Below are 23,016 nucleotides of genomic sequence, written 5' to 3'. Positions count from 1 at the left end.
GGGCCTCTGTGGCCTCCATACAGCAGGGGATATCGTGCCTGCCTCCCGGCGGTTGGGTGACCACCAATCGCACGGGGCATCACCGGGGTGACAGATCCACACCGCCCATGCCGACCCACGGCGACCCACGCCTGTCGCACACATCTCGAGGAGCCGCCTGATGTCCGACTTCGTACCTGGACTCGAAGGAGTCGTCGCGTTCGAAACGGAGATCGCCGAACCCGACAGGGAAGGCGGGGCGCTCCGTTACCGAGGCGTCGACATCGAGGATCTGGTGGGGCACGTCTCGTTCGGGAACGTATGGGGGCTGCTGGTCGACGGCGCCTTCAATCCCGGCCTGCCGGCCGCCGAGCCCTTCCCGATCCCCGTGCATTCCGGCGACATCCGTGTCGACGTGCAGTCCGCGCTGGCGATGCTCGCGCCGGTGTGGGGTCTGAAACCGCTGCTGGACATCGACGAGGCGCAGGCCCGCGACGATCTTGCGCGGGCCGCCGTCATGGCGCTTTCGTACGTGGCACAGAGTGCGCGCGGCCAGGGGCTGCCGATGGTCCCGCAGAAGGAGATCGACAAGGCGCAGTCCGTCGTCGAGCGGTTCATGATCCGCTGGCGCGGCGAGCCGGACCCGCGCCACGTCAAGGCCGTCGACGCGTACTGGACCTCGGCCGCCGAGCACGGCATGAACGCCTCCACCTTCACCGCCCGCGTCATCGCCTCGACCGGCGCCGATGTGGCGGCCGCGCTGTCCGGCGCGGTCGGCGCCATGTCGGGGCCGCTGCACGGCGGGGCGCCCTCCCGCGTCCTCGGCATGATCGAGGAGATCGAGCGGACCGGGGACGCGACGGCGTACGTCAAGCGGGCCCTCGACAAGGGCGAGCGGCTGATGGGCTTCGGGCACCGGGTCTACCGCGCCGAGGACCCGCGGGCGCGCGTCCTTCGGCGTACGGCCAAGGAGCTGGACGCGCCGCGCTTCGAGATCGCGGAGGCGCTGGAGAGGGCCGCGCTGGAGGAGCTGCACAACCGCCGCCCGGACCGGGTGCTGGCGACGAACGTGGAGTTCTGGGCGGCGATCATGCTGGACTTCGCCGAGGTCCCGGCGCACATGTTCACCTCGATGTTCACCTGCGCCCGTACGGCGGGCTGGTCGGCGCACATCCTGGAGCAGAAGCGGACGGGCCGGCTGGTGCGGCCCTCCGCGCGGTACGTCGGTCCCGGTACGCGCGACCCGCGCGAGATCGTCGGCTACGAGGACATCGCGGGCTGAGTCGTTCGATGCGTACGGCGCCGTGCCCCTGGTCAGGCGGGGGTGCGGCGCCGTATGCGTGCGCGGGCCTGGGGGCCGCGGTCGGCCGCGGAGAGGTCGATGACGGGGAGCTGCGAGTACGACATGGGGTACGTCCGCTGAGGTGAGCCCCGGCCGCCGCGCCCGGCGATGACCGGATGCGCGTGCCGCCGGCTGCCGCCAGGGTGGGGCGGTGCCGGGGGACCGGGTGGGTGGAGAGGGGGGCTGGGTCAGGCGGAGGGCCGACAGCCCATGCTCGTGACGCGGACGAAGTCCACGTGACGGCGGCGTACAAGCAGAAGCATTCGCCCGGGGTACTGCGGTGGGGGCGGATGCGAATGTCCCAGGTCGCAGCGGGGAGGGCGGGGGTCACCCGTGGTCCTTCAGCCCCTCCTCGACAAGTGCCGCCCACTGTGACACCACCCTCCGGCGGCGCGCTGCGTCATCCGTGAGGAGGTTGGCGAGGCCGAGGCCACGGGCCATGTCCAGCAGGCCCTGGACCGTCTCCCGCACGCCCGGACGTGACTCGTCCGCGTTCAGCAACTGGACCGCGATCCGGTGGGTCTCGCGGCCCACCTTCGCCTCCAGCTCCGTTACCCGCGAGCGCAGTTGCTCCTCGTTGGACGCTGCCACCCACAAATGCAGCGCCGCCCGGAACAGCGGCCCCGTATAGAGGTCGACCAGCGCCGCCACGACCGCCGTGCGGTCCTGCGTAGGGAGCGCGCGCAGCGCCTGTGAGCGCTCTTCCGCGACGTACTCCACGGCCGCCGTGAACAGGTCCTCCCTGGTCGGGAAGTGGTGCTGCGCCGCGCCCCGTGAGACTCCGGCCCGCTCGGCGACCGCCGAGACGGTCGAGCCCGCCCAGCCGTGCTCGGCGAGGCAGGACACCGCGGCTTCCAGCAGCCGCTGCCGGGTGGCCCGGCTGCGGTCCTGCTTCGGAGGGGTCACAACGCCCATGCGGGGTCCCGTCGTTCGAGGAAGGCCGTCATCCCCTCGCGTGCCTCCGCGGACGCGAAGAGCGACGCCGAACGCTGCACCAGGTCCTCGGCGTCCCGGTCGAAGGCATCCAGGACCCGGGCCGCGAGCAGCTCCTTCGACGCGGCCAGCCCCTGCGGCGACGCCCCCCGCAGCCCGTCGAGCACCGGGGCCAGCGCCTCGTCCACATCGTCCGCGGCGAGCGTGAGCAGCCCGGCCCGTACCGCCTCCGCCGCGTCGAAGCGCTCCCCGGTGAGGTAGTAGCGCTCGGCCGCGCGCGGGTCCATCCGCGGCAGCAGGGGCAGTGAGATGACGGCCGGCGCGACCCCGATGCGTACCTCCGTGAACGCGAAGTCGGCCCCCGTGGACGCGGCCGCGATGTCGCAGGCGCCGAGCAGGCCGAGGCCCCCGGCCCTTACATGCCCGGTGACGCGGGCCACCACCGGTTTGGGCAGCGTGACGATCTGCCGCAGCAGACCGACGAAGGTGTACGGATTGGGCGGGGCCTTCAGATCCGCGCCCGCGCTGAACGTGGACCCGGTGTGGGTGAGGACGACGGCCCGTACGGACTCGTCCTTGGCGCAGTCCGCCAGCGCCTCGCCGAGCTCGCCGACGAGCCGCGCCGACAGGGCGTTGCGGTTCGCCGGCGAGTCCAGCGTCAGAGTGGTGATGCCGCGCTCCTGTGCGGTGGCGAGCAGCGTCAGGCGTTGTGTCACGTGTTCTCCCTGTCCCGGTTCCTCAGTTCACGCCTGAGGATCTTCCCCGAGGCGGCACGCGGCACCCCGCCGATGAACTCGACGCGCCGGACCTTCTTGTACGGCGCCACGCGCCCGGCGACAAAGGTTATGACGTCGTCCTCGGTGAGGTCTTCGGCGGTCCGCTGCCGTACGACGTACGCCTTCGGGATCTCGTTCCCGTCCGTGTCGTACACGCCGATCACCGCCGCGTCCGCGATGCCTTCGTGCGTGAGCAGCAGCGCCTCCAGCTCGGCCGGGGCGACCTGGAAACCCTTGTACTTGATCAGCTCCTTGACCCGGTCGACGACGAAGAGCCAGCCGTCTGCGTCGACGCGCCCGATGTCGCCGGTGTGCACCCATCCGTCGGCGTCGATCATCTCGGCGGTGGCGTCGGGCCGGCCGAGGTAGCCCTTCATCACCTGCGGGCCGCGGATCGCGATCTCGCCGGCCTCGCCGACGCCGACGTCCTTGCCGGGTTCCTCGAGGGCGACGAGCCGCATTTCGGTCGAGGCGATGAGCTTGCCGACGGTGCCGGGCGGCGGGTTCTGGGCGCCCAGCGGCACGACATGCGTGCCGGGCGAGAGTTCGGTCATGCCGTAAGCCTGGCCGATGGGCGGGAGGCCGAGCCGCTGGGAGCAGGCGGCGGCCAGTTCGGCGTCCAAAGGAGCGGCCGCGCTGATGATGTACTCCAGCGAGGACAGGTCGTACTGCGCGACGGCCGGGTGCTTGGCCAGGGCGAGGACGATCGGCGGCGCGACGTACAGGCCGTTGATGCGGTGCTTCGCGATCGCCGCGAGGAAGGTGTCGAGCTCGAAGCGGGGCAGCACTACGACGGTGGCGCCGTTGCGCAGCGGGGCGTTCATCAGGGCGGTGAGGCCGTAGATGTGGAAGAACGGCAGCACCGCCAGGATGCGGTCGCCCGGGCCCATCGGCATCAGCGGGTAGAGCTGGGCGAGGTTGGTGGCGATGGAGCGGTGCGTGAGCATCACGCCCTTGGGGACGCCGGTGGTGCCGGAGGAGTACGGCAGGGCGGCGATGTCCTCGGACGGGTCGATGGCGACGACCGGCTCGGGTGCGGTCGAGCCGAGCATGTCGAGGATGCTCACATGCCCGTCGGCGCGGTCGCAGACGAAGATCTCCTCGATGCCCGCGACCAGTTCGGCGGCCCTGCGGGCGATTTCGAGCAGCGGTGAGATGGTGACGATCCAGCGGGCGGAGGAGTCGCGGAGCTGCTTGGCGAACTCCTCCGCGGTGGCGAGCGGATGGACGGTGGTGACGGAAGCGCCGGCGCGGGTGGCCCCGTAGAAGACGGAGGGGTACGCCACGGTGTTGGGGCTGTGCAGGGCGAGAACGTCGCCCTTGCGCAGGCCGGCCTCGGCGAGCGAGGCGGCGATCCGCCGGTGGAACAGGTCGAGCTGCGCATACGTGACGGTGGTGCCGTTCACGCCGTCGACCAGGGCGATCGTGTCGCCGAACTCGACGGCGGCCCGGCCGAGCACCGCGTCGTGGATCGGCTCGACGACGGCCGGGACATCCGCGTACTCGCTGTGAAACACGCTCTGAAACACCATGACGGCCCCCTCGCAGTGTGGACGGCCAGAATCGCCTGTGTCAGTACGACTTGGGGAGACCCAGGGACTGGTGGGATACGTAATTGAGGATCATCTCGCGGCTGACCGGCGCGATCCTGGCGACGCGGGCGGCGGTGATGAGCTGGGCGAGGCCGTACTCGCGGGTGAGACCGTTGCCACCGAGGGTGTGGACGGCCTGGTCGACGGCCCTGACGCAGGCCTCGCCGGCGGCGTACTTGGCCATGTTGGCGGCCTCGCCGGCGCCGATGTCGTCGCCGGCGTCGTAGAGGGTGGCGGCCTTCTGCATCATCAGGCGGGCGAGTTCGAGCTCGATGTGAGCCTGGGCGAGGGGGTGGGCGATGGCCTGGTGCGCGCCGATGGGGTCCTTCCAGACCTGGCGGGTCCGCGCGTACTCGACGGCTTTCGCCAGCGCGTAACGGCCCATGCCGATGGCAAAGGCGGCGGTCATGATGCGCTCGGGGTTGAGCCCGGCGAAGAGCTGGAGGAGGCCGGCGTCCTCTCCCCCACAGCCTTCGGCGTGGGAGGTACCCCCACCGACGAGGGCGTCCTCGGGCAGGTGGACGTCGTCGATCACGAGCTCGAACTGCTTCTCCTGGGCGGCCAGTTCCATGTCGATCTGCGAGCGCTGGAAGCCTTCGGCGTCACGGGGGACGATGAAGAGGCAGGGTTTGAGCCTGCCGGACTTGGCATCCTCCGTCCGTCCGACGATGAGGGTGGCGTCGGCGATGTCGACGCCGGAGATGAAGACCTTGCGCCCGTTGAGTGTCCAGCCGTCGTCGGTCCGGCGGGCGGTCGTGGTGATCCGGTGGGAGTTCGACCCGGCGTCGGGCTCGGTGATGCCGAAGGCCATGGTGAGGCTGCCGTCGGCGAGGCCGGGCAGCCACTGCCGCTTCTGTGCTTCGGTGCCGAAGCGGGCGATGACGGTGCCGCAGATGGCGGGCGAGACGACCATCATGAGGAGGGGGCAGCCGGCCGCCCCCAACTCCTCCAGCACGATGGACAGTTCCTGCATCCCGCCCCCGCCGCCGCCGTGCTCCTCGGGAAGGTTCACCCCGAGGTAGCCGAGCTTGGCGGCCTCGGTCCACAGCTCTTCGCGTACGTATCCGCGCCCGTGCCGCTGCCCGAGCGCGGCAACGGCGGCGCGCAGTGCGGTGTGCTCCTGGGTCTCTACGGTGCTCATGCTTCCTCCTGTACGTCTGCGTCCTGTACGTCTGCGTTCTGTACGACGGCTAGCAGGGCGCCGACCTCGACCTGACGGCCGGGCTCGGCGTGGAGTGCGGTGAGGGTGCCGGAGGCGGGCGAGAGGATGCGGTGCTCCATCTTCATGGCCTCCAGCCATACGAGCGGCTGCCCCTGAGTGACATGGACCCCTTCGGCCAGCCCTTCCCCGACCCGTACGACGGTCCCGGGCATGGGCGCGAGCAACGACCCGGGCTGGGTTCTTTCCCGGGGTTCGGTGAACCGCGGCCGCACGGGCAGGGCGTACGCGCCGGCGGGGCTGTCGACGTGGACGATCCCGTCGCCGTGATCGGTGACGTCGAAGGGCCGCACGACGCCGTCGATCTCGAGCCGGACACGGTGGGGGGTGACGTGGACGACGCGCACGCCGGGGTCGTCGACGAGGAGGAACCCGTCCCGGGCGAAGCGGTACCGGACTTCGTGCGGGCCGTAGGCCTTGACCTGCGGCTGGGAATGGAGGTTCCGCCACCCGCCGCGGCGTCCGGCGGCGTCCGCGAGCGCGGCGGCGACGGCCGCGTACCGCTCTCCGTCACCGGGCGCGGTGAGCGCGTCCAGGTTCCGCTCGTAGAAGCCGGTGTCGAGCTGCGCGCCGGTGAACTCGGGGTGCTCCAGGGACCGTACGAGCAAGGCTCGATTGGTGACGGGCCCGTGCACACGGGCCCGTCGCAACGCCTGGGCGAGCCGCCGCACGGCTTGGTCCCGGGTGGGAGCCCAGGCGATGACCTTGGCGATCATGGGGTCGTAGTGCACGCCGATGGAGTCGCCGGCGGCGTAACCGGTGTCGACGCGCACCCAAGGGGTGGCGTGAGCACCCTCCCCGCCGCCCAGCGAGTCACTCGCCACCCCGCCCGCGCGAAGCGCCGGGCCGACGGCATCGTCGCGGGACACCGGCCCGACGGCTGACGGGCCGTCCGGGCCAAGAGCCGCCAGGCCATGGGCCACCGGGCCCGCGCCCGCGCCCAGCGCCGGGCCCTGCGAGTCACCCGCCACACCCCCGCCCGCGCGCAGCGCTGGGCGGACGGGGGCGTGGGGGGTCCCACCCCCCACATTCAGGGGCGGGTGGGTGGGAACGAACCCCCGCACCTCAAGCGCATGCAGCACCCCCGTCTGCGGCGTCCACCCCTTCGCCGGATCCTCCGCGTACAGCCTCGCCTCCACCGCGTGCCCCCGCCCCACCGGCCGCCCCGGCGGCAGCGCATCGCCCTCCGCCACCCGCAGCTGCAGCGCCACCAGGTCGATGCCGAACACCGCCTCCGTGACCGGGTGTTCCACCTGGAGGCGGGTGTTCATCTCGAGGAAGTGGGCCCGGCCCTCCGGGGAGATCAGGAACTCCACCGTTCCCGCGCCCTGGTAGCCCACCGCCCGCGCCGCCGTCACCGCCGACTCGTGCAGCGTCGCGACCAGCGCGTCGGGCAGGCCCGGGGCCGGGGACTCCTCGATCACCTTCTGGTGGCGGCGCTGGAGCGAGCAGTCGCGGGTGCCCAGCGCCCACACCGTGCCGTACGCGTCCGCCAGCACCTGCACTTCCACATGGCGGCCACGCTCGATGTACGGCTCCAGGAACACCTCACCGTCACCGAAAGCCGACGCCGCCTCCGACCGGCCCGCCTCCAACTCAACGGCCAGCGACGCCAGTTCGCGGACGACACGCATGCCGCGGCCGCCGCCCCCCGCCGCCGCCTTCACCAGCAGCGGCAGGTCCGCATCCGTCACCGCCGACGGGTCCAGCGGTGCGCCGCCCATCAGTTGCTTCGCCCGCGTCTTGGACGCCATCGCCTCGATCGCCTCCGGCGGCGGACCGACCCACACCAGCCCCGCGTCCGTCACCGCCCGCGCGAACTCCGCGTTCTCGGACAGGAAGCCGTACCCCGGGTGCACCGCGTCCGCGCCCGCCGCGAGCGCCGCCTTCACGATCAGGTCGCCGCGCAGATACGTGTCCGCCGGCGCCACCCCCGGCAGCCGTACCGCCGCGTCCGCCTCCCGGACGTGCAGCGCCGACGAGTCCGCGTCGGAGTACACCGCGACCGTCGAGATGCCCAGCTCACGGCAGGTACGAAAGACCCGGCACGCGATCTCGCCCCGGTTCGCGACAAGGACAGAAGTGATCATCGTCAAGCCCTCACATCCGGAAGACGCCGAAGCCGCCGCGCGCGCCCTCGACCGGTGCCGTGTGGATCGCGGACAGGCACAGCCCCAGCACCGTCCGCGTATCGCGCGGGTCGATGACCCCGTCGTCGTACAGCCGCCCCGAGAGGAACATCGGCAGGGATTCGGACTCGATCTGCTGCTCGACCATGGCGCGCAGCCCCGCGTCCGCCTCATCGTCGTACGGCTGCCCCTTCGCCGCCGCCGAAGCCCGGGCGACGATCGAGAGCACGCCCGCCAGCTGCTGCGGGCCCATCACCGCCGACTTCGCGCTCGGCCACGCGAAGAGAAACCTCGGGTCGTACGCCCGACCGCACATCCCGTAGTGCCCCGCCCCGTACGACGCGCCCATCAGCACTGACAGATGCGGGACCTTCGAGTTCGACACCGCGTTGATCATCATCGCGCCGTGCTTGATGATGCCGCCCTGCTCGTACTCCTTGCCGACCATGTAGCCGGTGGTGTTGTGCAGGAAGACCAGCGGCACATCCCGCTGATTGGCGAGCTGGATGAACTGCGCCGCCTTCTGGGACTCCTCGCTGAACAGCACGCCCTGCGCGTTGGCCAGCACCCCCACCGGGTAGCCGTGCAGCCGCGCCCACCCGGTCACCAGGCTCGGCCCGTACAGCGGCTTGAACTCGTCGAAGTCCGAGCCGTCGACGATCCGCGCGACGACCTCGCGCGGGTCGAAGGGGGTGCGCAGATCCTCGGGCACGATCGCGAGGAGTTCCTCCTCGTCGTACTTGGGCGGCTCGCCGGGCGACGGATCGGCGTGCGCCTTGCGCCAGTTGAGGCGCGCGACCACCCGCCGCGCCTGCCGCAGCGCATCCGCCTCGTCGAGAGCGAAGTAGTCGGCGAGGCCCGACGTTCGCGCGTGCATCTCCGCGCCGCCGAGCGACTCGTCGTCGCTCTCCTCCCCCGTCGCCATCTTCACCAGCGGCGGTCCGCCGAGGAAGACCTTCGACCGTTCCTTGATCATGATGGTGTGGTCAGACATCCCGGGTACGTACGCCCCGCCCGCCGTCGAGTTCCCGAAGACCACCGCGATCGTCGGAATCCCGGCCGCCGACAGCCGGGTGAGGTCCCGGAAGAGCGCCCCGCCGGGGATGAAGATCTCCTTCTGGGACGGCAGATCCGCGCCGCCGGACTCGACAAGTGAGATACAGGGCAGCCGGTTGGCGTACGCGATCTCATTGGCGCGCAGGGCCTTCTTCAGCGTCCAGGGGTTGGACGCACCGCCCCGCACGGTCGGGTCGTTCGCCGTGATCAGGCACTCGACGCCCTCGACGACCCCGATGCCGGTGACCATCGACGCGCCGACCGGATAGTCGCTGCCCCACGCGGCGAGCGGGGACAGCTCCAGAAAGGGCGTGTCGGGGTCGAGCAGCAGCTCGATCCGCTCCCGAGCGAGCAGCTTTCCGCGCCCCCGGTGCCGTGCGACGTACTTCTCGCCGCCGCCCGCGAGTGCTTTGGCGTGCTCTGCGTCCAGCTCGGCGAGCCTGCCGAGCATGGCGTCGCGGCGAGCGGCGAATTCGGGACCGGCGGGGTCGACGGCCGAGGCGAACACGATCACAGCAGAACCTCCGGGATGTCGACGTAGCGCGAACGGAGCCACTCGCCGAGCGCCTTGGCCTGCGGGTCGAACCGGGCCTGCGCGGCGACGCCTTCGCCGAGGATGCCTTCGACGACGAAGTTCAGGGCGCGCAGATTCGGCAGGACATGGCGTGTGACTCTCAGCCCGGCAGTCTCCGGGAGCAGCGCGCGGAAGCGGTCCACGGTCAGCTCGTGGGCGAGCCAGCGCCAGGCGTCGTCGGACCTGGCCCAGACGCCGACATTGGCGTCGCCGCCCTTGTCGCCGCTGCGGGCACCGGCGACCAGACCGAGGGGCGCGGCGCGACGAGGTCCGTCCGGCAGCGCATCGGGCAGCTCGGACCCGCTGTCGACCGGTTCGACTTCCTTCGTACGTACCGGAGTCGGCACCGCGACCTGCCGCCCGTCGGGCAGTACGGCCGTATGCGGAACGTCGGAAGCGTCGACGTGCTCGGCCTCGAAGACCCCGTACGGCGCGCCCTTGCCCGGCGGGGCCGTCACATGGAAGCCCGGGTAGCTGCCGAGCGCCAGCTCGATCGCCGCGCCGCTCACCGCACGCCCGACCTTGTCCGGGTCGCTGTCGCGCACAACGAGGCGCAGATACGCGCTCGCCCGCTCCTCGGTGTCGCCGTCGGGACGCTCGGTACGCGCCAGTTCCCATCGCACGTCGGCGGGACGGTGCTTGCCGAGCGTGTCCTCCAACTGGTCCCGCACCAGGCGTGCCTTGGCCTCGATGTCGAGTCCGGTCAGCACGAACACCACCTCGTTGCGCCAGCCGCCGATCCGGTTGAGGCCGACTTTCAGGGTGGGCGGCGGGGCTTCGCCGCGTACGCCGGAGATCCGCACCCGGTCATGGCCGTCCTGCGCCAGCCGTACGGTGTCGAGGCGCGCGGTGACGTCGGGTCCCGCGTACCGCGCGCCCCCGGTCTCGTACAGCAGCTGCGCGGTGACCGTGCCGACGTCGACCAGGCCGCCGGTGCCGTCGTGCTTGGTGATGACGGACGTCCCGTCGGCGTGGATCTCGGCGAGGGGGAAGCCGGGGCGGCGTACGTCGTGCCCGCTGAAGAACGCGTAGTTGCCGCCGGTGGCCTGCGTGCCGCACTCCAGCACGTGCCCGGCGACGACCGCGCCGGCGAGCGCCTCGTAGTCCTCGGGACCCCATCCGAAGTGCGCGGCCGCGGGGCCGGTGACCAGGGCCGCGTCGGTGACCCGGCCGGTGACGACCACATCGGCGCCCGCGCGCAGGCACTCGGCGATCCCGGCGCCGCCGAGGTAGGCGTTGGCGGTGAGGGCGTCCGGGAAGCGGGCGGCGAGGTCGTCGCCCTCGACGTGGGCGACCTTGACGGGTACGCCGACGCGGTCCGCGAGCTCCCGCACGGCGTCGGCGAGGCCCGCCGGATTGAGCCCGCCCGCGTTGGCGACGATCTTCACGCCGCGCTCGTGGGAGAGCCCGAGGCTCTCCTCCAGCTGCCGCAGGAAGGTCTTGGCGTAGCCGAGGCGGGGATCTTTCAGCCGGTCGCGGCCGAGGATGAGCATGGTGAGTTCGGCGAGGTAGTCCCCGGTCAGAACATCCAGCGGCCCGCCGGTGAGCATTTCCCTGACCGCGTCGAAGCGGTCGCCGTAGAAGCCGGACGCGTTGCCGATGCGGAGCATCCTCAGGCCTCCTTCGGTTCGCGGCCCGGTCCCGCGGGGCCCGCGAAGGCCTGCGCGATGTCCAGCCACCGGTCGGCGTCCTCCCCGTCGGCCCGTACTTCGAGGTCGGCGCGGTTGGCCCGCTGGGTCACCAGCAGGCAGAAATCCAGCGCGGGCCCGGTGACGCGCTCGGCGGCGTCTTCGGGTCCGTACGCCCATAGATCGCCGTCCGGCGCGGTCAGTTCGACCCGGAAGGGCGCGCCGGGCGGCGTCAGTCCTCGTACTCCGAAGGCGTAGTCCCGCGCCCGCACGCCGATGTACGCGACGTGCCGCAGCCGCGCGGTGGGTTCGCGTACGACACCGAGCGCGTCCGCGATGTCCTGCCCGTGCGCCCAGGTCTCCATCAGCCGCCCGGTCGCCATGGACGCGACGCTCATCGGCGGCCCGTACCAGGGGAAACGGGCCCCGGCCGGGGCGGCGCGCAGGGCCAGCTGGAGGCGCTCGCGGCCGTCGCGCCAGCGGGCGAGAAGCCGGTCGGGCGGCAGCGCGGCCACTTCGTCCGCGCCGTCGTCGACGAAGGAGTCGGGCGCGGTGAGGGCCTTTTCGACCTGGGCGGCGAAGGCGTCGGGGTCGGTGACGGCCAGGAGGGCGGCGGAGTCGGTCCACGCGAGGTGGGCGATCTGGTGCGCGATGCTCCAGCGCTCGGCGGGAGTGGGGCGGGCCCATGCCGCCGACTCCAACTCGCTCACCAGTCGGTCGAGTTGGTCACTCTCACTGAGCAGGTCGTCGAGTACGACGGTGGGGTCGGACACGGTGCGCTCCCTCAGGACACGACGTTGTGTGCCCTGGAGCATGGCAGCGCTCAGGAAAACAAGCAAGCATGCTTGCTTTAGCTCTGGAGCCTTTCTGACGACTTTCTCGCCACCTGGGTCCGTACCGCGCCCATGCTCGCGGCGATGACCAGCGCGATCGCCAACGCGTCCAGCACGGAAAGGGCTTGATGCAGTACGAGGAACCCGGCCGTCGCCGCGATCGCCGGCTCCAGGCTCATCAGCACCGCGAAGGTCGGGGCGGGCAGCCGACGCAGCGCGAGCAGTTCCAGCGTGTACGGGAGGACGGACGACATCAGCGCGACGGCGAGGCCGAGCCCCAGCGTGGACGGCACGATCAGCTTCGAGCCGGACTCGGCGATCCCGAGCGGCAGGCTCAGCACGGCCCCGACACCCATGGCCAGCGCGAGCCCGTCGGCCTGCGGGAACCGCCGCCCGGTGCGGGCGCTGAAGACGATGTACGCGGCCCACATCGCGCCCGCGGAGAGCGCGAAGAGCGCGCCCACGGGGTCGAGCCGGTCGAAGCCGCCGCCGCTGAGCAGGACCACGCCGGCGAGGGCGAGTCCCGCCCAGACGAGGTTGACCAGCCGCCGCGAGACGATCACCGAGAGCGCGAGCGGTCCGAGGACCTCGAGGGTGACGGCGACGCCGAGCGGGATGCGGTCGACGGCCTGGTAGAAGAGGACGTTCATGGCGGCCATGACGGCGCCGAAGGCGACGACGGTGCTCCAGTCGGCGCGCGAGTGCCCGCGGAGTTTGGGCCGGCAGACGACGAGCAGGACGAGCGCGGCGAGGACGAGCCGGAGGGTGACGACGCCGAGGGCTCCTGCGCGCGGCATGAGCAGTACGGCGATGGCCGCGCCGAACTGGACGGAGAGCGCACCGGCGACGACGAGCGCGACGGGCCCGAGGCTGCCGCGGGAGCCGGGTGTACTGGCGGCACCCTCCAGGGCGACGGCACCCTCCAGGGCGACGGCGGCTTCCGGCTCGTTGGCGACGACGGTGTTGCGAGGCTCGTCCACCGGAAACCTCCCTCGATGCTTCTCGGCGCTTTTCGGCCGACGCCCTCCACGCTACGGGTCTTCGCGCGCTGCGTGAAATGCCGACTGTGCTGCCGTTATGCTCCACGTGCATGAGCATCGAGATACGCCATCTCCGCTGCTTCCTGGCCATCGCGGAGGAGTCCAGCGTGACCAGGGCGGCTGCCCGGCTGCACCTCACCCAGCCTGCGGTCTCCCGGTCGCTGGCCGCGCTGGAAAAACACCTCGCCACCCGGCTGGTGGACCGCTCCACCCATCATCTCGCCCTCACCGCTGAGGGCCTGGTCTTCCGCGACAAGGCAGCGGCAGCGGTGGCCGCCTTCGACGAGGCCCTGGACGCGGACCGGCTGCGCCGCCGGCCGCTGCGGCTCGGCCACGCCTGGTCCGCGCTCGGCCCGTACACCACCCCACTGCTGCGCCGCTGGCAGCGGGAGCACCCGGACACCCCGCTGGAACTCCTCCGCATCGACGACCGCACGGCCGGCCTCGCCCGCGGCGAGGTCGACGCGGCGGTCCTGCGCGGCCCGGTGGACACCCCCGGCCTGGTCACCGAGCTCCTCTTCACGGAACCCCGGGTGGCGGCGGTGACGTCGGACGGCCCCCTGGCGGCGAGCGCCTCTTTGGCACTCGCGGACCTGGCGGCGGGACCGGTGATCCTGAACACGATCTCGGGCCTGACGACGCTGGACCTCTGGCCACCGGAGTCCCGCCCCACGAGGGTGCTCACGGTGGCGAACACGGACGACTGGCTGACGGCGATCGCGGCGGGCCGGGGCGCGGGCGCGTCGGTGGCCTCCACGCCGGAGATGCACCCGCACCCGGGCGTCGCGTACCGCCCGCTGTCGGACGCGCCTCCGGCGCCGGTGCTGCTGGCGTGGCGCGCGACGGCGGGGCATCCGGCGATCCCTCAACTGGCGGCGCTGGCGGGGGAGGTGGCAGCACTGCAGTGAGCCGCACCCCCATGTGGGTGACATGGTCCCGGTTTCCCGTTCCCTCAACTGTGATCCCTTGACCCTTGGGTCCCCGCCTCGGGAGCATCGAACGGGACACGGAGCACTGGCAGTGCGGGAGAGGGGAACCGATGACCATGAAGGTGACCAAGCTGGTCAGTACGTGCGATATCACAGAGTGCCCGACGCTGTACGCGACGGACCGTGACACCCTTCTCGTGCAGGGCGAGACTCCGACCGACCACGGGCTACAGATTCCCGCTCATGAAACCCTCGTAGAGATCCCGATGGATCTCATCCGGAGGGCCATCCGTGACAAGCTCATCTAGGACTCTCGGCGGCCTCTTCGACGCATTCGAACGAGAAGCGTTTCGGCTGGAAACCATGGCCGACTACAGCAAGTCCGGGAACATCGACGCCTATCAGGCGTTCATGGCCGGGAAGCGGCAGCCGGAGGACTATAACTCTGGCTGGGTGGAAACACTTCGGTCGCATACGAGCCAGGGGAAGCGCATCTACCGCGTGCACATCTTGACCCGCCCGCTGACGGACTATCTCAGGTTCGAACTTGGGTGGGGATACCAGAAGAACATGACCGGAGGGGAGGAATTCTTCATCCTTGACGTCACCGAAAAGACTAACCCACTAGCGGGCGTGCCGGATTTCTGGCTCTTCGATTCGGAACATGCGGCCGTCATGCGCTATGACGACCATGGGGCGTTCCTCGGGGCGGATGTGTTGGCGTCGAACGGTGCGGCGGAGTTTACCCGTTACCGAGAAACAGCGCTCGCTCACGCGGAGCCGTTCACCGACTGGTGGGCCAAGTACGGCGAGTGAACAGAGCACAGCTTGGGGCCGCGCTGCGGGCGCTGCGGCAGGCATCCGGAAAGGAAGCCAAAGCAGTGGCCCGTGGCGCGCTCATGTCTCCGTCCAAGCTGTCCAAGATTGAGAACGCGAAGCTTCAGCCCAGCGCAGCGGACGTCGAGCGCATCCTGGTCGCTATTGGCGTATCGAATGAGATAAAGGCTGAGTACACCGAGGCCGCTCGAGCAGCCGGCACCGAGACTACCGAGTGGCGACTGCTGAAGCGGGTTGGCGTCCACAAGGGCCAACAGGAGGTCAGGGCTCTTGAGGCCCAGATGTCGGTACTGCGCCTGTTCCAACCGGCTCTCGTTCCTGGGTTGCTTCAGACACCGGAGTACATCCGAGCCGTTCTGCAACGTCATAACCTGAGCGAGGATTCCCTTACGCGCACCATTAGCGGCAGACTTGAGCGTCAAGCGGTTCTCTATGACAGCACAAAGTCACTGCGCTTCGTCATCACAGAACCCGTGCTTCGGTGGAGAATCGTCTCACCACAGATGATGGCTGCCCAGCTCGACCGGATCGTCTCGGCATCACGACTTTCTCACGTAGACATCCGCGTAGTCCCCCTCGGTGTACAGCAATACGACGTTGCAAACCATTCATTCGCGATCCGAGACAACCGAATGGTCACCGTGGAAACGGTTCACGCCGAGGTGCTCGTTACCGACTCGAGGGACGTGGACCTGTACGTCCAGAAGTTCGACGGCTTCGAGCAAGTAGCGTTGTCCGGCGACGGAATGCGGAGCATGGTCGAGGCCATCCGGGACGGATTCTTGCGGGAACAAGAAACAGACTAGAAGCGGTCTCCGTGTTGGCCCCACGATGAACCCATGCCGCAAGCGATGCCCAAGCAGCATCCCGTTCCCAGAGGTTGGCGGATGGACCCCATTCCAAGCCGCCCCGCCTACAAAGACGAAGACGGGAACGTTCGTATTCCCATCTGGCTGACGAAGAACGGCCGGCACACGGCGGACACGGAAATGGTCCTGCTTCCCTCGGAAGCCGAATTCCTGAGCGAGCAGCTGACCGACGCCCTCGGAGGCTCGCCGTCGAGCGTGCAGGCGCTGCTCCACGCCCACGTCATCGCCAAAGGCCCAGGCGTCACCGTCGTGTCCAAGCTCCCCCACTCCGCCTGAGGCAGACTCCACACCCCACGACTTCCGCCCGGCACGGGCGGGGGACGGCCACGCCCTGTGGTCGCCAGACGATCAGGAAGGCACACCCATGCAGAACGTCACCGACCTGTACGCGCTCACCATCGAGAGCGCCGCCTTCGCGAAGGCGTGCGGCGGGAATACCCACCCCGACGGAGAGTCCTGCGTGACCCTCGCCCGCATCGGCGAGGACGCCTGGGCCCTGGGTGACAGCAAGCAACCGGGCGCGAAGCCGCTCCGGTTCACCACGGCAGAGCTGGACGCGGCCGGGATCGACCCGGAGCGGTTCGGTCTCTCGGCCTAGAGGAACCCCCAGCCGGCCTCGGCCCCTTCCCCCTGGGGCCGAGGCCTCCAACCACACTGAACGGGGTGCAAGTTGCACCATCACGGCTACCTGTGGACGGGGCCGAAGCAGCGATTCGACCAGGAAGGCTTGCGCCGCCCTCCACACCCCGAGCCGCCCCCGGTCGGCAGCAAGCCGGAGCTGATCCAGCGGTACCGCGACGTCGTAACCGATTTTCCAGTCTGCGACCTGCCGCCGCTCGAGACCGCTCACTGGCTGATGAAGCCCCGGACGCTGCTCCAGGGCACCTGGGAGGAGCCGAAAAGGGCTGCAGAATGGCTCGATGAGCGACTGGCCGAGTACGCGCCTCGCTTCGCTTCAGAATCGGACCGGGAAGCCACACGCCTGGCCGCGCTGATCAACTCCGCTGCAGAGCGCCTTGGTTGGGGCGGCGACCTGTCCATCGGCTTCTACCTCGAACAGCCGGCGTTCCTGACAATGACCTTGGTGACGTGCTCCCCCAACCGGACCTCGCCCGATCTTCAGTGCCCCGCATGTTAGTTGAGAAGGAGACTGCCCCATGTCCGTGGATGGCCCTAACCCTGTCGTACTGGACGGCGCAGAATGGAAGGCGTACTTCCGAAACTTCAAGCGCTCCGCGTTCCGACTCGAGGTGCACCAGGTGTACACAATGCCGGCCGAAGACGAGACGTTCCGTAGCTTCCTCGCCGGTGACTCCAAGCCCGACCACTTCAATGCAACGTGGCACCAGACGATCCGGGGCAATGCGTCGTCGGGCCGCACCATGACCCGGGCCAAACTGGTCCGCAGGCCGTTGACGGACTACAGCCGCTACCTATTCAGGTGGGCAATCCCAGGAAACGTGGAGGCTGGGGAGGACTACCGGATCGTGGATGTGACTGAACGGGAGGTCGACCTGCCGATTCAGGACTTCTGGATGTTCGACGAATCGACCGTGGTGCATCTGAACTACCGGCCGGACGGAACACAGGTCAACCGTGAACTGATCGAGTCCCCTGACATCAGCCAGTACCTCGCATGGCGCGACCTGGCACTGGAGAGTTCCGTTCCCTTCAATGGGTATCGAACCTGATCAAGAGCCCGGAGGACCTTGCCCGGTGTGACAACGCAGCCTGGCCAGGGCACCCACAGAGCGTGGCGAGGCGAATCCGACAACGGGCTGCGCCGTCCCGCCCGTGGTAGAGAGGGCCCATGAAGCGCGACGAGCTGATGTGGTTCCTTCGCCGGTACAAGCTCGCCGTCCAGGCGTCCGTCGCCCCGGACGGAGCACCCCAGGCCGCCGTCGTCGGATACGCCGTCAGCGACGAGCTCGAGATCGTCTTCGACACAGTCGAGACCACGCGCAAGTGCCTCAACCTGCACGCCGACCCCCACATCGCGCTCGTGATCGGCTGGGACGACGCGATCACCGCGCAGATCGAGGGCGTCGCGGACTTCCCCACCGGCTCCGAGCTCGAGCGCATTCAGGCGTGCTACTTCACCGCGTACCCGGACGGCCGGGACCGTCTCGCCTGGCCGGGCATCACGCACGTCCGGGTCCGGCCGACCTGGGTGCGCTACAGCGACTTCACCCAGGACCCGCCGCTGATCGAAGAGCTCACCATCGAAGAGCTCACGATCGGGTGACTCCCAAACCCTTCGCCAGGCCCTCCGCCAGCACCTCCGCCAGATGCCTCGCCCCCCTCCCCTCCAACTGCTCCAGCTGCGTACGGCACGAGAACCCGTCCGCCAGCAGCTCCGCCCCCTCCCCCGCCGCCCGCACCGCCGGCAGCAGCTGGTCCTCCGCACACGCCACCGACACCCCGTAGTGGCCCTTCTCGAAGCCGAAGTTCCCCGCCAGGCCGCAGCAGCCACCGCTCAACTCCCCGACCAGCCCGGCCCGTTCGCGCAGACGGCGCTCCGCCGCATCCCCCAGCACCGCATGCTGGTGGCAGTGCGTCTGGCCGGCCACCGCCCGGTCCAGGCGCGGCGGGGCCCAGTCCGGTGCGCACTCCTCCAGCGCCTGGGCGAAGGTCCGGACCGATGCCGCCAAGCGCGCCGCCCGGGGGTCCTCGGCCAGCAGTTCCGGCAGGTCCGTCTTGAGCGCCGCCGCGCAGCTCGGCTCCAGGACGACCACCGGGACGGCCAGGTCCAGCAGCGGCTCCACCGTGTCCAGCGTCCGGCGCATCACGGCACGCGCGCGGTCGAGCTGGCCCGTCGAGACGTACGTCAGACCGCAGCAGACCCGGCCCGGTGGCACCACGATGCCGATGCCCGCCGCCTCCATGACCTTCACCGCCGCCCGGCCGACGGACGGGGACAGATGGTCGGTGAAGGTGTCCGGCCACAGCACCGCCGTGCGGTTCTCCGCCAGGATCTCCGTCCGGCTCTCCATGTGCTCCCCCAGCCAGCGCCGGAAGGTCACCGGTGCGAGCGTGGGAAGGGAACGCTCCGGGGCGATTCCGCCCAAGCGCTTCGCGAGCGCCGCCAGCGGGCGGATCCGGGCCACCGCGTTGGCCATCCGGGCAAAGGGAGCAGCCGCCCGCAGCCAGACGGGCAGGAGGCCCATCGCATAGTGCGAGGCGGGCCGCACCCGGCCCGCGTAGTGGTGGTGCAGGAACTCCGCCTTGTACGTGGCCATGTCGACGCCCACCGGGCAGTCGCTGCGGCACCCCTTGCAGGACAGGCACAGGTCGAGCGCGTCGCGCACCTCCGTCGAGCGCCAGCCGTCGCGTACGACCTCGCCCGCCAGCATCTCGTGCAGCAGCCGGGCCCGCCCGCGCGTGGAGTGCTGCTCCTCGCCCGTCGCCCGGAAGGACGGGCACATCACACCGCCGCCCTCACTCGCCTCAGTCGTACGGCATTTGGCCACACCGACACACCTGCGTACCGCCGTCGCGAAGTCCCCGCCGTCGTGCGGATAGCCGAAGGCCACGTCCACCGGTTCCTTCGGCAGGACGGAGAAGCGGAGATTGGAGTCGAGCCGGTCGGGGCGGGCGAGTATCCCCGGGTTCATGCCGCCCGCCGGGTCCCACACGTCCTTGAACCGCCCGAAGAGGGCGACCAGTTCGTCGCCGTACATCTTCGGCAGCAGCTCCGCGCGCGCCTGCCCGTCGCCGTGCTCGCCCGACAGCGAGCCGCCGTGCTCGACGACGAGTTCCGCGACCTCGACCGAGAACGTCCGGAAGCGGGCCACGCCCTCCTCGCTCATCAGGTCGAAATCGATACGGACATGGATGCAGCCGTCCCCGAAGTGTCCGTACGGCGTGCCGCTCAGACCGTGCTCGGCGAGCAGCGCCCGGAAGTCCCGCAGATACGCCCCCAGCCGGGCCGGCGGCACCGCGCAGTCCTCCCACCCCGGCCAGGCCTCGCCGCCTTCGGCGGTCCGCGTCGCCGTCCCCGCCGCGTCCTCCCGTACCCGCCACAGCGCCCGCATGCCCGCCGGGTCGTCCACCACCGTGCCGTCCAGTGCGTCCGCCGCCCGGACGATGGCCGCCGCGGCGGCCCGCGCCTCGGCCGCCGTGTCGCCGCCCGTCTCCACGAACAGCCAGGCCCTGCCGCGCGGCAGCCCACGCGCGTCCGGCACCAGGTCCTGGGCCATGCCCTCGACGGTCAGCGGCCGGTGCGCCAGCAGCCCGGGCGCCGCGTCGGCCGCCGCGCTCTCGTCCGGGTAACCGAGGACGGCGAGCGCCCGCGCACGCGGCGCGTCAACCAGGCGTACGGCCGCCTCCGTCACCACCCCCAGCGTGCCCTCACTGCCGCAGAACGCCCGCGCCAGATCGACGCCCCTCTCGGGCAGCAGGGCGTCCAGCGCGTATCCGGAGATACGGCGCGGCAGCCCGTCCGGAAACCCCGTTCGCAGCAGCGCCAGATTCCGGCCGACGAGCTCCCGCAGGCCGGTCGGGGCACCGCCCTCCCAGCCCTGGCCGAGGCGGATTTCGTCCCCGCCGTACGTCACGACCGACAGGCCGCGGACGTTGTCGGCGGTCGTCCCCCACGCCACCGAGTGCGCGCCGCAGGAATTGTTGCCGATCATCCCGCCGAGGGTGCAGCGGTTGTGTGTGGACGGATCGGGCCCGAACGTCAGCCCGTCGGGCCGTACGGCGTCGCGCAGCGTGTCCAGTACGACGCCGGGCTGCACCACCGCCGTACGGGCGGCCGTGTCCAGCTCCACCACCGCGTTCATATGGCGGGTGAAGTCCAGCACCACACCGATGCCGGTGGCCTGCCCGGCGATCGATGTACCGCCGCCGCGCGGCACCACCGGCACCCCGCGCCGCCTGCACACCTCCAGGGCGGCGGCCACGTCCTCCGCGTCGCGCGGCGTCACGACGCCGACCGGGACGCGCCGGTAGTTGGACGCGTCCATGGTCATCAGGGCCCGGGCGGCGGCGGTGAAGTCCACCTCTCCGCGCACCGCCTTCGCGAGCTCCCGCGCCAGCTCGCCCGTCTCGCGCCGGCTCGCCCCGCCTCGCCCCGCCTGTCGCTGTTCAGCCATGTGTCTCAGGATGCCCCTGTCACTCACATCACACCGGCAGGAAACGTGCCGCTTGCGCCCGTTGCGCCCGCAGCGCCCGCGAGAAAGCCCGCAAGAACTCCCCAATTGTGATCGCCAACTCTCCTATAGTGACGACCACTTGATCAGGAACAAACGGCTCCAGTTACGCCCTCGCCACCCCGGAAGGCAACACTCGATGACCGGCACTGCCCAGAACCAATGACCCGCGTCACGCGGGCGGTCCCACCGGCGCAGCCCCACCCCGCGCTCCCCGGGACGACCGTCAACGCCCTGAAGATCGTCGTCGTGGGCGGCTTCGGAGTCGGCAAGACGACGATGGTCCGCTCCGTCAGCGAGATCCGCCCACTGCACACGGAGGAGGCGGTGAGCAGCGCGGGCCGCACGCTCGACGACACCAGCCGCGTACGCGCCAAGGGCTCCACCACCGTCGCCTTCGACTTCGGCCGGATCACGATCGACGAGCGCAGCGTCCTGTACCTCTTCGGCGCCCCCGGCCAGGAACGTTTCTGGTTCCTGTGGGACCGCATCTTCGCCGGCACGCTCGGCGCGGTCGTCCTGGTCGACACCCGCTCGCTGCCCGACGCCTGGTACGCACTCGACCGCCTGGAACACCACGGCACGCCCTTCATCGTCGCCGTCAACGACTTCGGCGGCCCGCTGCACGGCGAGGAGCAGATCCGCGAGGCGCTGGCGCTGGGGCCGGAGGTGCCGCTGGTGGAGTTCGACGCCCGCGATCACTCCTCCAGCAAGTTCGTACTGATCGCGCTGGTCGAGTATCTGCACGCGCTGTCGCTGGGCGAGGAAGACCGCAAGGAGGACCGCGCGGAGGACCACAAGAAGGACCACGGTCAGGACCACAAGGAGGACCGCGGTCAGGACCGTAAGGGCGACTGACGCGCAGGTCAGGACCCGGGGTGCCGTCTCATCGGCCGGACCGCGTATCCGCCGCGTGCCTCGACCGGATACGCTCCGGAACGTGGCTGAGATCCAGATTCCCGCTGACATCAAGCCCGCCGACGGCCGTTTCGGCGCGGGCCCCTCCAAGGTGCGTACGGAGGCGCTGGACGCCCTGGCCGCGACCGGCACATCCCTCCTCGGCACGTCCCACCGCCAGGCCCCGGTCAAGAACCTGGTCGGCGCGGTGCGCGACGGCGTACGCGACCTCTTCCAGCTCCCCGAGGGCTACGAGGTGATCCTGGGCAACGGCGGCTCCACCGCCTTCTGGGACATCGCGACACACGGCCTGATCGACAACAAGTCCCAGCACCTGTCCTTCGGCGAGTTCTCGTCCAAGTTCGCGAAGGCGTCGAAGCTCGCGCCCTGGCTGGCCGAGCCGACGGTCATCGCCTCCGACCCGGGCACGCACCCGGACCCCGAGGCGGAGGCGGGCGTCGACGTCTACGCCTTCACCCACAACGAGACCTCCACGGGCGTCGCGGCCCCGATCAAGCGGGTCGCGGGCGCGGACGAGGGCGCGCTGGTCCTGGTCGACGCCACGTCGGGCGCGGGCGGGCTGCCGGTCGACATCGCCGAGACGGACGTCTACTACTTCGCCCCGCAGAAGTCCTTCGCCTCGGACGGCGGCCTGTGGATCGGCGTCTTCTCGCCGGCCGCGCTGGAGCGCGCCGCGCGTATCCACGGCTCGGGCCGCCACGTACCGGAGTTCTTCTCGCTGCCGACGGCGATCGACAACTCGCTCAAGAACCAGACGTACAACACCCCGGCGCTGGCCACGCTCTTCCTCCTCAACGAGCAGCTCACCTGGCTGAACACCCAGGGCGGCCTGGACTGGTCGGTCCGCCGCACGGCGACGTCGTCGCGGAACCTGTACGGATGGGCCGAGGCGTCCAAGTACGCGACGCCGTTCGTGGTGGACCCGGCGAAGCGCTCGCAGGTCATCGGCACGATCGACTTCGCGGACGAGATCGACGCGGCGGCGGTGGCGAAGGTGCTGCGCGCGAACGGCATCGTCGACACGGAGCCGTACCGCAAGCTGGGCCGGAACCAGCTGCGGGTGGCGATGTTCCCGGCGATCGACCCGGCGGACGTGCAGGCGCTGACGGCGTGCATCGACTACGTGATCGAGAAGCTCTGAGGGCTTGAGCCACGAGCGAGGGGCCCGGCGGCACGACGCTGCCGGGCCCCTCGCCGCGTACGGGGGCT

22 protein-coding genes are annotated in these 23,016 nt (G+C 70.5%); 12 read left to right on the top strand and 10 right to left on the bottom strand.

Annotated elements, in window-relative coordinates:
- Positions 1-160: 160 nt before the first annotated feature.
- Complete coding sequence (locus QFZ67_RS21695; protein ID WP_307662736.1) at positions 161-1,261, top strand: citrate synthase 2; 1,101 nt, start codon at positions 161-163, stop codon at positions 1,259-1,261.
- A gap of 387 nt (positions 1,262-1,648) precedes the next feature.
- Here QFZ67_RS21695 and QFZ67_RS21690 read toward each other — a convergent pair whose 3' ends face one another.
- The 9 genes from QFZ67_RS21690 to QFZ67_RS21650 all read right to left on the bottom strand — a co-directional run bounded on the left by QFZ67_RS21690 (position 1,649) and on the right by QFZ67_RS21650 (position 13,041).
- Positions 1,649-2,236, bottom strand: a complete 588-nt coding sequence (locus QFZ67_RS21690; RefSeq protein WP_307662735.1) for a TetR/AcrR family transcriptional regulator — start codon at positions 2,234-2,236, stop codon at positions 1,649-1,651.
- The gene (locus QFZ67_RS21685; RefSeq protein WP_373430084.1) at positions 2,224-2,970 is read right to left on the bottom strand and encodes an enoyl-CoA hydratase family protein; all 747 of its coding nucleotides are present in this window, start codon (positions 2,968-2,970) and stop codon (positions 2,224-2,226) included. Before QFZ67_RS21685 ends, QFZ67_RS21690 begins: the two co-directional genes overlap by 13 nt.
- Positions 2,967-4,562: a 4-coumarate--CoA ligase family protein gene (locus QFZ67_RS21680; protein WP_307662734.1), complete on the bottom strand. Its 1,596-nt coding sequence runs from the start codon at positions 4,560-4,562 to the stop codon at positions 2,967-2,969. Before QFZ67_RS21680 ends, QFZ67_RS21685 begins: the two co-directional genes overlap by 4 nt.
- 40 nt (positions 4,563-4,602) lie before the next feature.
- Complete coding sequence (locus QFZ67_RS21675) at positions 4,603-5,763, bottom strand: acyl-CoA dehydrogenase family protein (protein ID WP_307662733.1); 1,161 nt, start codon at positions 5,761-5,763, stop codon at positions 4,603-4,605.
- The gene (locus QFZ67_RS21670; protein WP_307662732.1) at positions 5,760-7,931 is read right to left on the bottom strand and encodes a biotin carboxylase N-terminal domain-containing protein; all 2,172 of its coding nucleotides are present in this window, start codon (positions 7,929-7,931) and stop codon (positions 5,760-5,762) included. Before QFZ67_RS21670 ends, QFZ67_RS21675 begins: the two co-directional genes overlap by 4 nt.
- A gap of 10 nt (positions 7,932-7,941) precedes the next feature.
- A complete protein-coding gene (locus tag QFZ67_RS21665; protein ID WP_307662731.1) occupies positions 7,942-9,540 on the bottom strand; it encodes an acyl-CoA carboxylase subunit beta in 1,599 nt (532 codons plus the stop codon).
- A complete protein-coding gene (locus QFZ67_RS21660; protein ID WP_307662730.1) occupies positions 9,537-11,210 on the bottom strand; it encodes an acyclic terpene utilization AtuA family protein in 1,674 nt (557 codons plus the stop codon). Before QFZ67_RS21660 ends, QFZ67_RS21665 begins: the two co-directional genes overlap by 4 nt.
- A gap of 2 nt (positions 11,211-11,212) precedes the next feature.
- Positions 11,213-12,001 (bottom strand): TIGR03084 family metal-binding protein, encoded by a 789-nt coding sequence (locus tag QFZ67_RS21655; protein ID WP_307662729.1) that lies wholly within the window; start codon positions 11,999-12,001, stop codon positions 11,213-11,215.
- A gap of 77 nt (positions 12,002-12,078) precedes the next feature.
- Positions 12,079-13,041, bottom strand: a complete 963-nt coding sequence (locus QFZ67_RS21650) for a DMT family transporter (protein ID WP_373430083.1) — start codon at positions 13,039-13,041, stop codon at positions 12,079-12,081.
- Positions 13,042-13,151: 110 nt separating this feature from the next.
- On the opposite strand from QFZ67_RS21650, the gene QFZ67_RS21645 reads away from it, so the two are divergent.
- The 9 genes from QFZ67_RS21645 (at position 13,152) to QFZ67_RS21605 (ending at position 17,981) form a co-directional block, all read left to right on the top strand.
- Positions 13,152-14,009, top strand: coding sequence for a LysR substrate-binding domain-containing protein (locus tag QFZ67_RS21645; protein ID WP_307662728.1), 858 nt, complete (start codon positions 13,152-13,154; stop codon positions 14,007-14,009).
- Positions 14,010-14,146: 137 nt separating this feature from the next.
- Positions 14,147-14,338, top strand: coding sequence for a hypothetical protein (locus tag QFZ67_RS21640; protein WP_307665910.1), 192 nt, complete (start codon positions 14,147-14,149; stop codon positions 14,336-14,338).
- Entirely contained in the window at positions 14,322-14,846 is a 525-nt protein-coding gene (locus QFZ67_RS21635; protein ID WP_307662727.1) for a DUF6879 family protein, read from the top strand. The genes QFZ67_RS21640 and QFZ67_RS21635 overlap by 17 nt, the downstream gene beginning before the upstream one ends.
- Entirely contained in the window at positions 14,843-15,673 is an 831-nt protein-coding gene (locus tag QFZ67_RS21630; protein ID WP_307662726.1) for a helix-turn-helix transcriptional regulator, read from the top strand. Before QFZ67_RS21635 ends, QFZ67_RS21630 begins: the two co-directional genes overlap by 4 nt.
- A gap of 81 nt (positions 15,674-15,754) precedes the next feature.
- Positions 15,755-16,012 carry a hypothetical protein gene (locus QFZ67_RS21625; protein ID WP_307662725.1) on the top strand — a complete coding sequence of 86 codons (258 nt, stop codon included), beginning with the start codon at positions 15,755-15,757 and terminating at the stop codon, positions 16,010-16,012.
- 88 nt (positions 16,013-16,100) lie between these two features.
- A complete protein-coding gene (locus QFZ67_RS21620) occupies positions 16,101-16,334 on the top strand; it encodes a DUF397 domain-containing protein (protein WP_307662724.1) in 234 nt (77 codons plus the stop codon).
- A gap of 72 nt (positions 16,335-16,406) precedes the next feature.
- A complete protein-coding gene (locus QFZ67_RS21615) occupies positions 16,407-16,874 on the top strand; it encodes a hypothetical protein (RefSeq protein ID WP_307662723.1) in 468 nt (155 codons plus the stop codon).
- Between the two features lie 19 nt (positions 16,875-16,893).
- Positions 16,894-17,427 (top strand): DUF6879 family protein, encoded by a 534-nt coding sequence (locus QFZ67_RS21610; protein WP_307662722.1) that lies wholly within the window; start codon positions 16,894-16,896, stop codon positions 17,425-17,427.
- Positions 17,428-17,546: 119 nt separating this feature from the next.
- A complete protein-coding gene (locus tag QFZ67_RS21605; protein ID WP_307662721.1) occupies positions 17,547-17,981 on the top strand; it encodes a pyridoxamine 5'-phosphate oxidase family protein in 435 nt (144 codons plus the stop codon).
- On the opposite strand, the gene QFZ67_RS21600 is transcribed toward QFZ67_RS21605, so the two are convergent.
- On the bottom strand, positions 17,968-20,832 hold the full coding sequence (locus QFZ67_RS21600; RefSeq protein WP_307662720.1) for an FAD-binding and (Fe-S)-binding domain-containing protein: 2,865 nt from the start codon (positions 20,830-20,832) through the stop codon (positions 17,968-17,970). The genes QFZ67_RS21605 and QFZ67_RS21600 overlap by 14 nt on opposite strands.
- Positions 20,833-21,051: 219 nt before the next feature.
- Here QFZ67_RS21600 and QFZ67_RS21595 point away from each other — a divergent pair, with 219 nt between their 5' ends.
- Positions 21,052-21,747, top strand: a complete 696-nt coding sequence (locus QFZ67_RS21595) for an ATP/GTP-binding protein (protein WP_307662719.1) — start codon at positions 21,052-21,054, stop codon at positions 21,745-21,747.
- A gap of 82 nt (positions 21,748-21,829) precedes the next feature.
- Positions 21,830-22,948, top strand: coding sequence for a phosphoserine transaminase (gene serC, locus QFZ67_RS21590; protein ID WP_307662718.1), 1,119 nt, complete (start codon positions 21,830-21,832; stop codon positions 22,946-22,948).
- Positions 22,949-23,016 lie beyond the last annotated feature (68 nt).

The organism is Streptomyces sp. V1I1 (assembly GCF_030817355.1).
In the GTDB taxonomy this organism is placed as follows: Bacteria; Actinomycetota; Actinomycetes; order Streptomycetales; family Streptomycetaceae; genus Streptomyces.
Note: the sequence above shows the minus strand (reverse complement) of the source record. Positions and strands in the feature narration are given on the sequence as shown.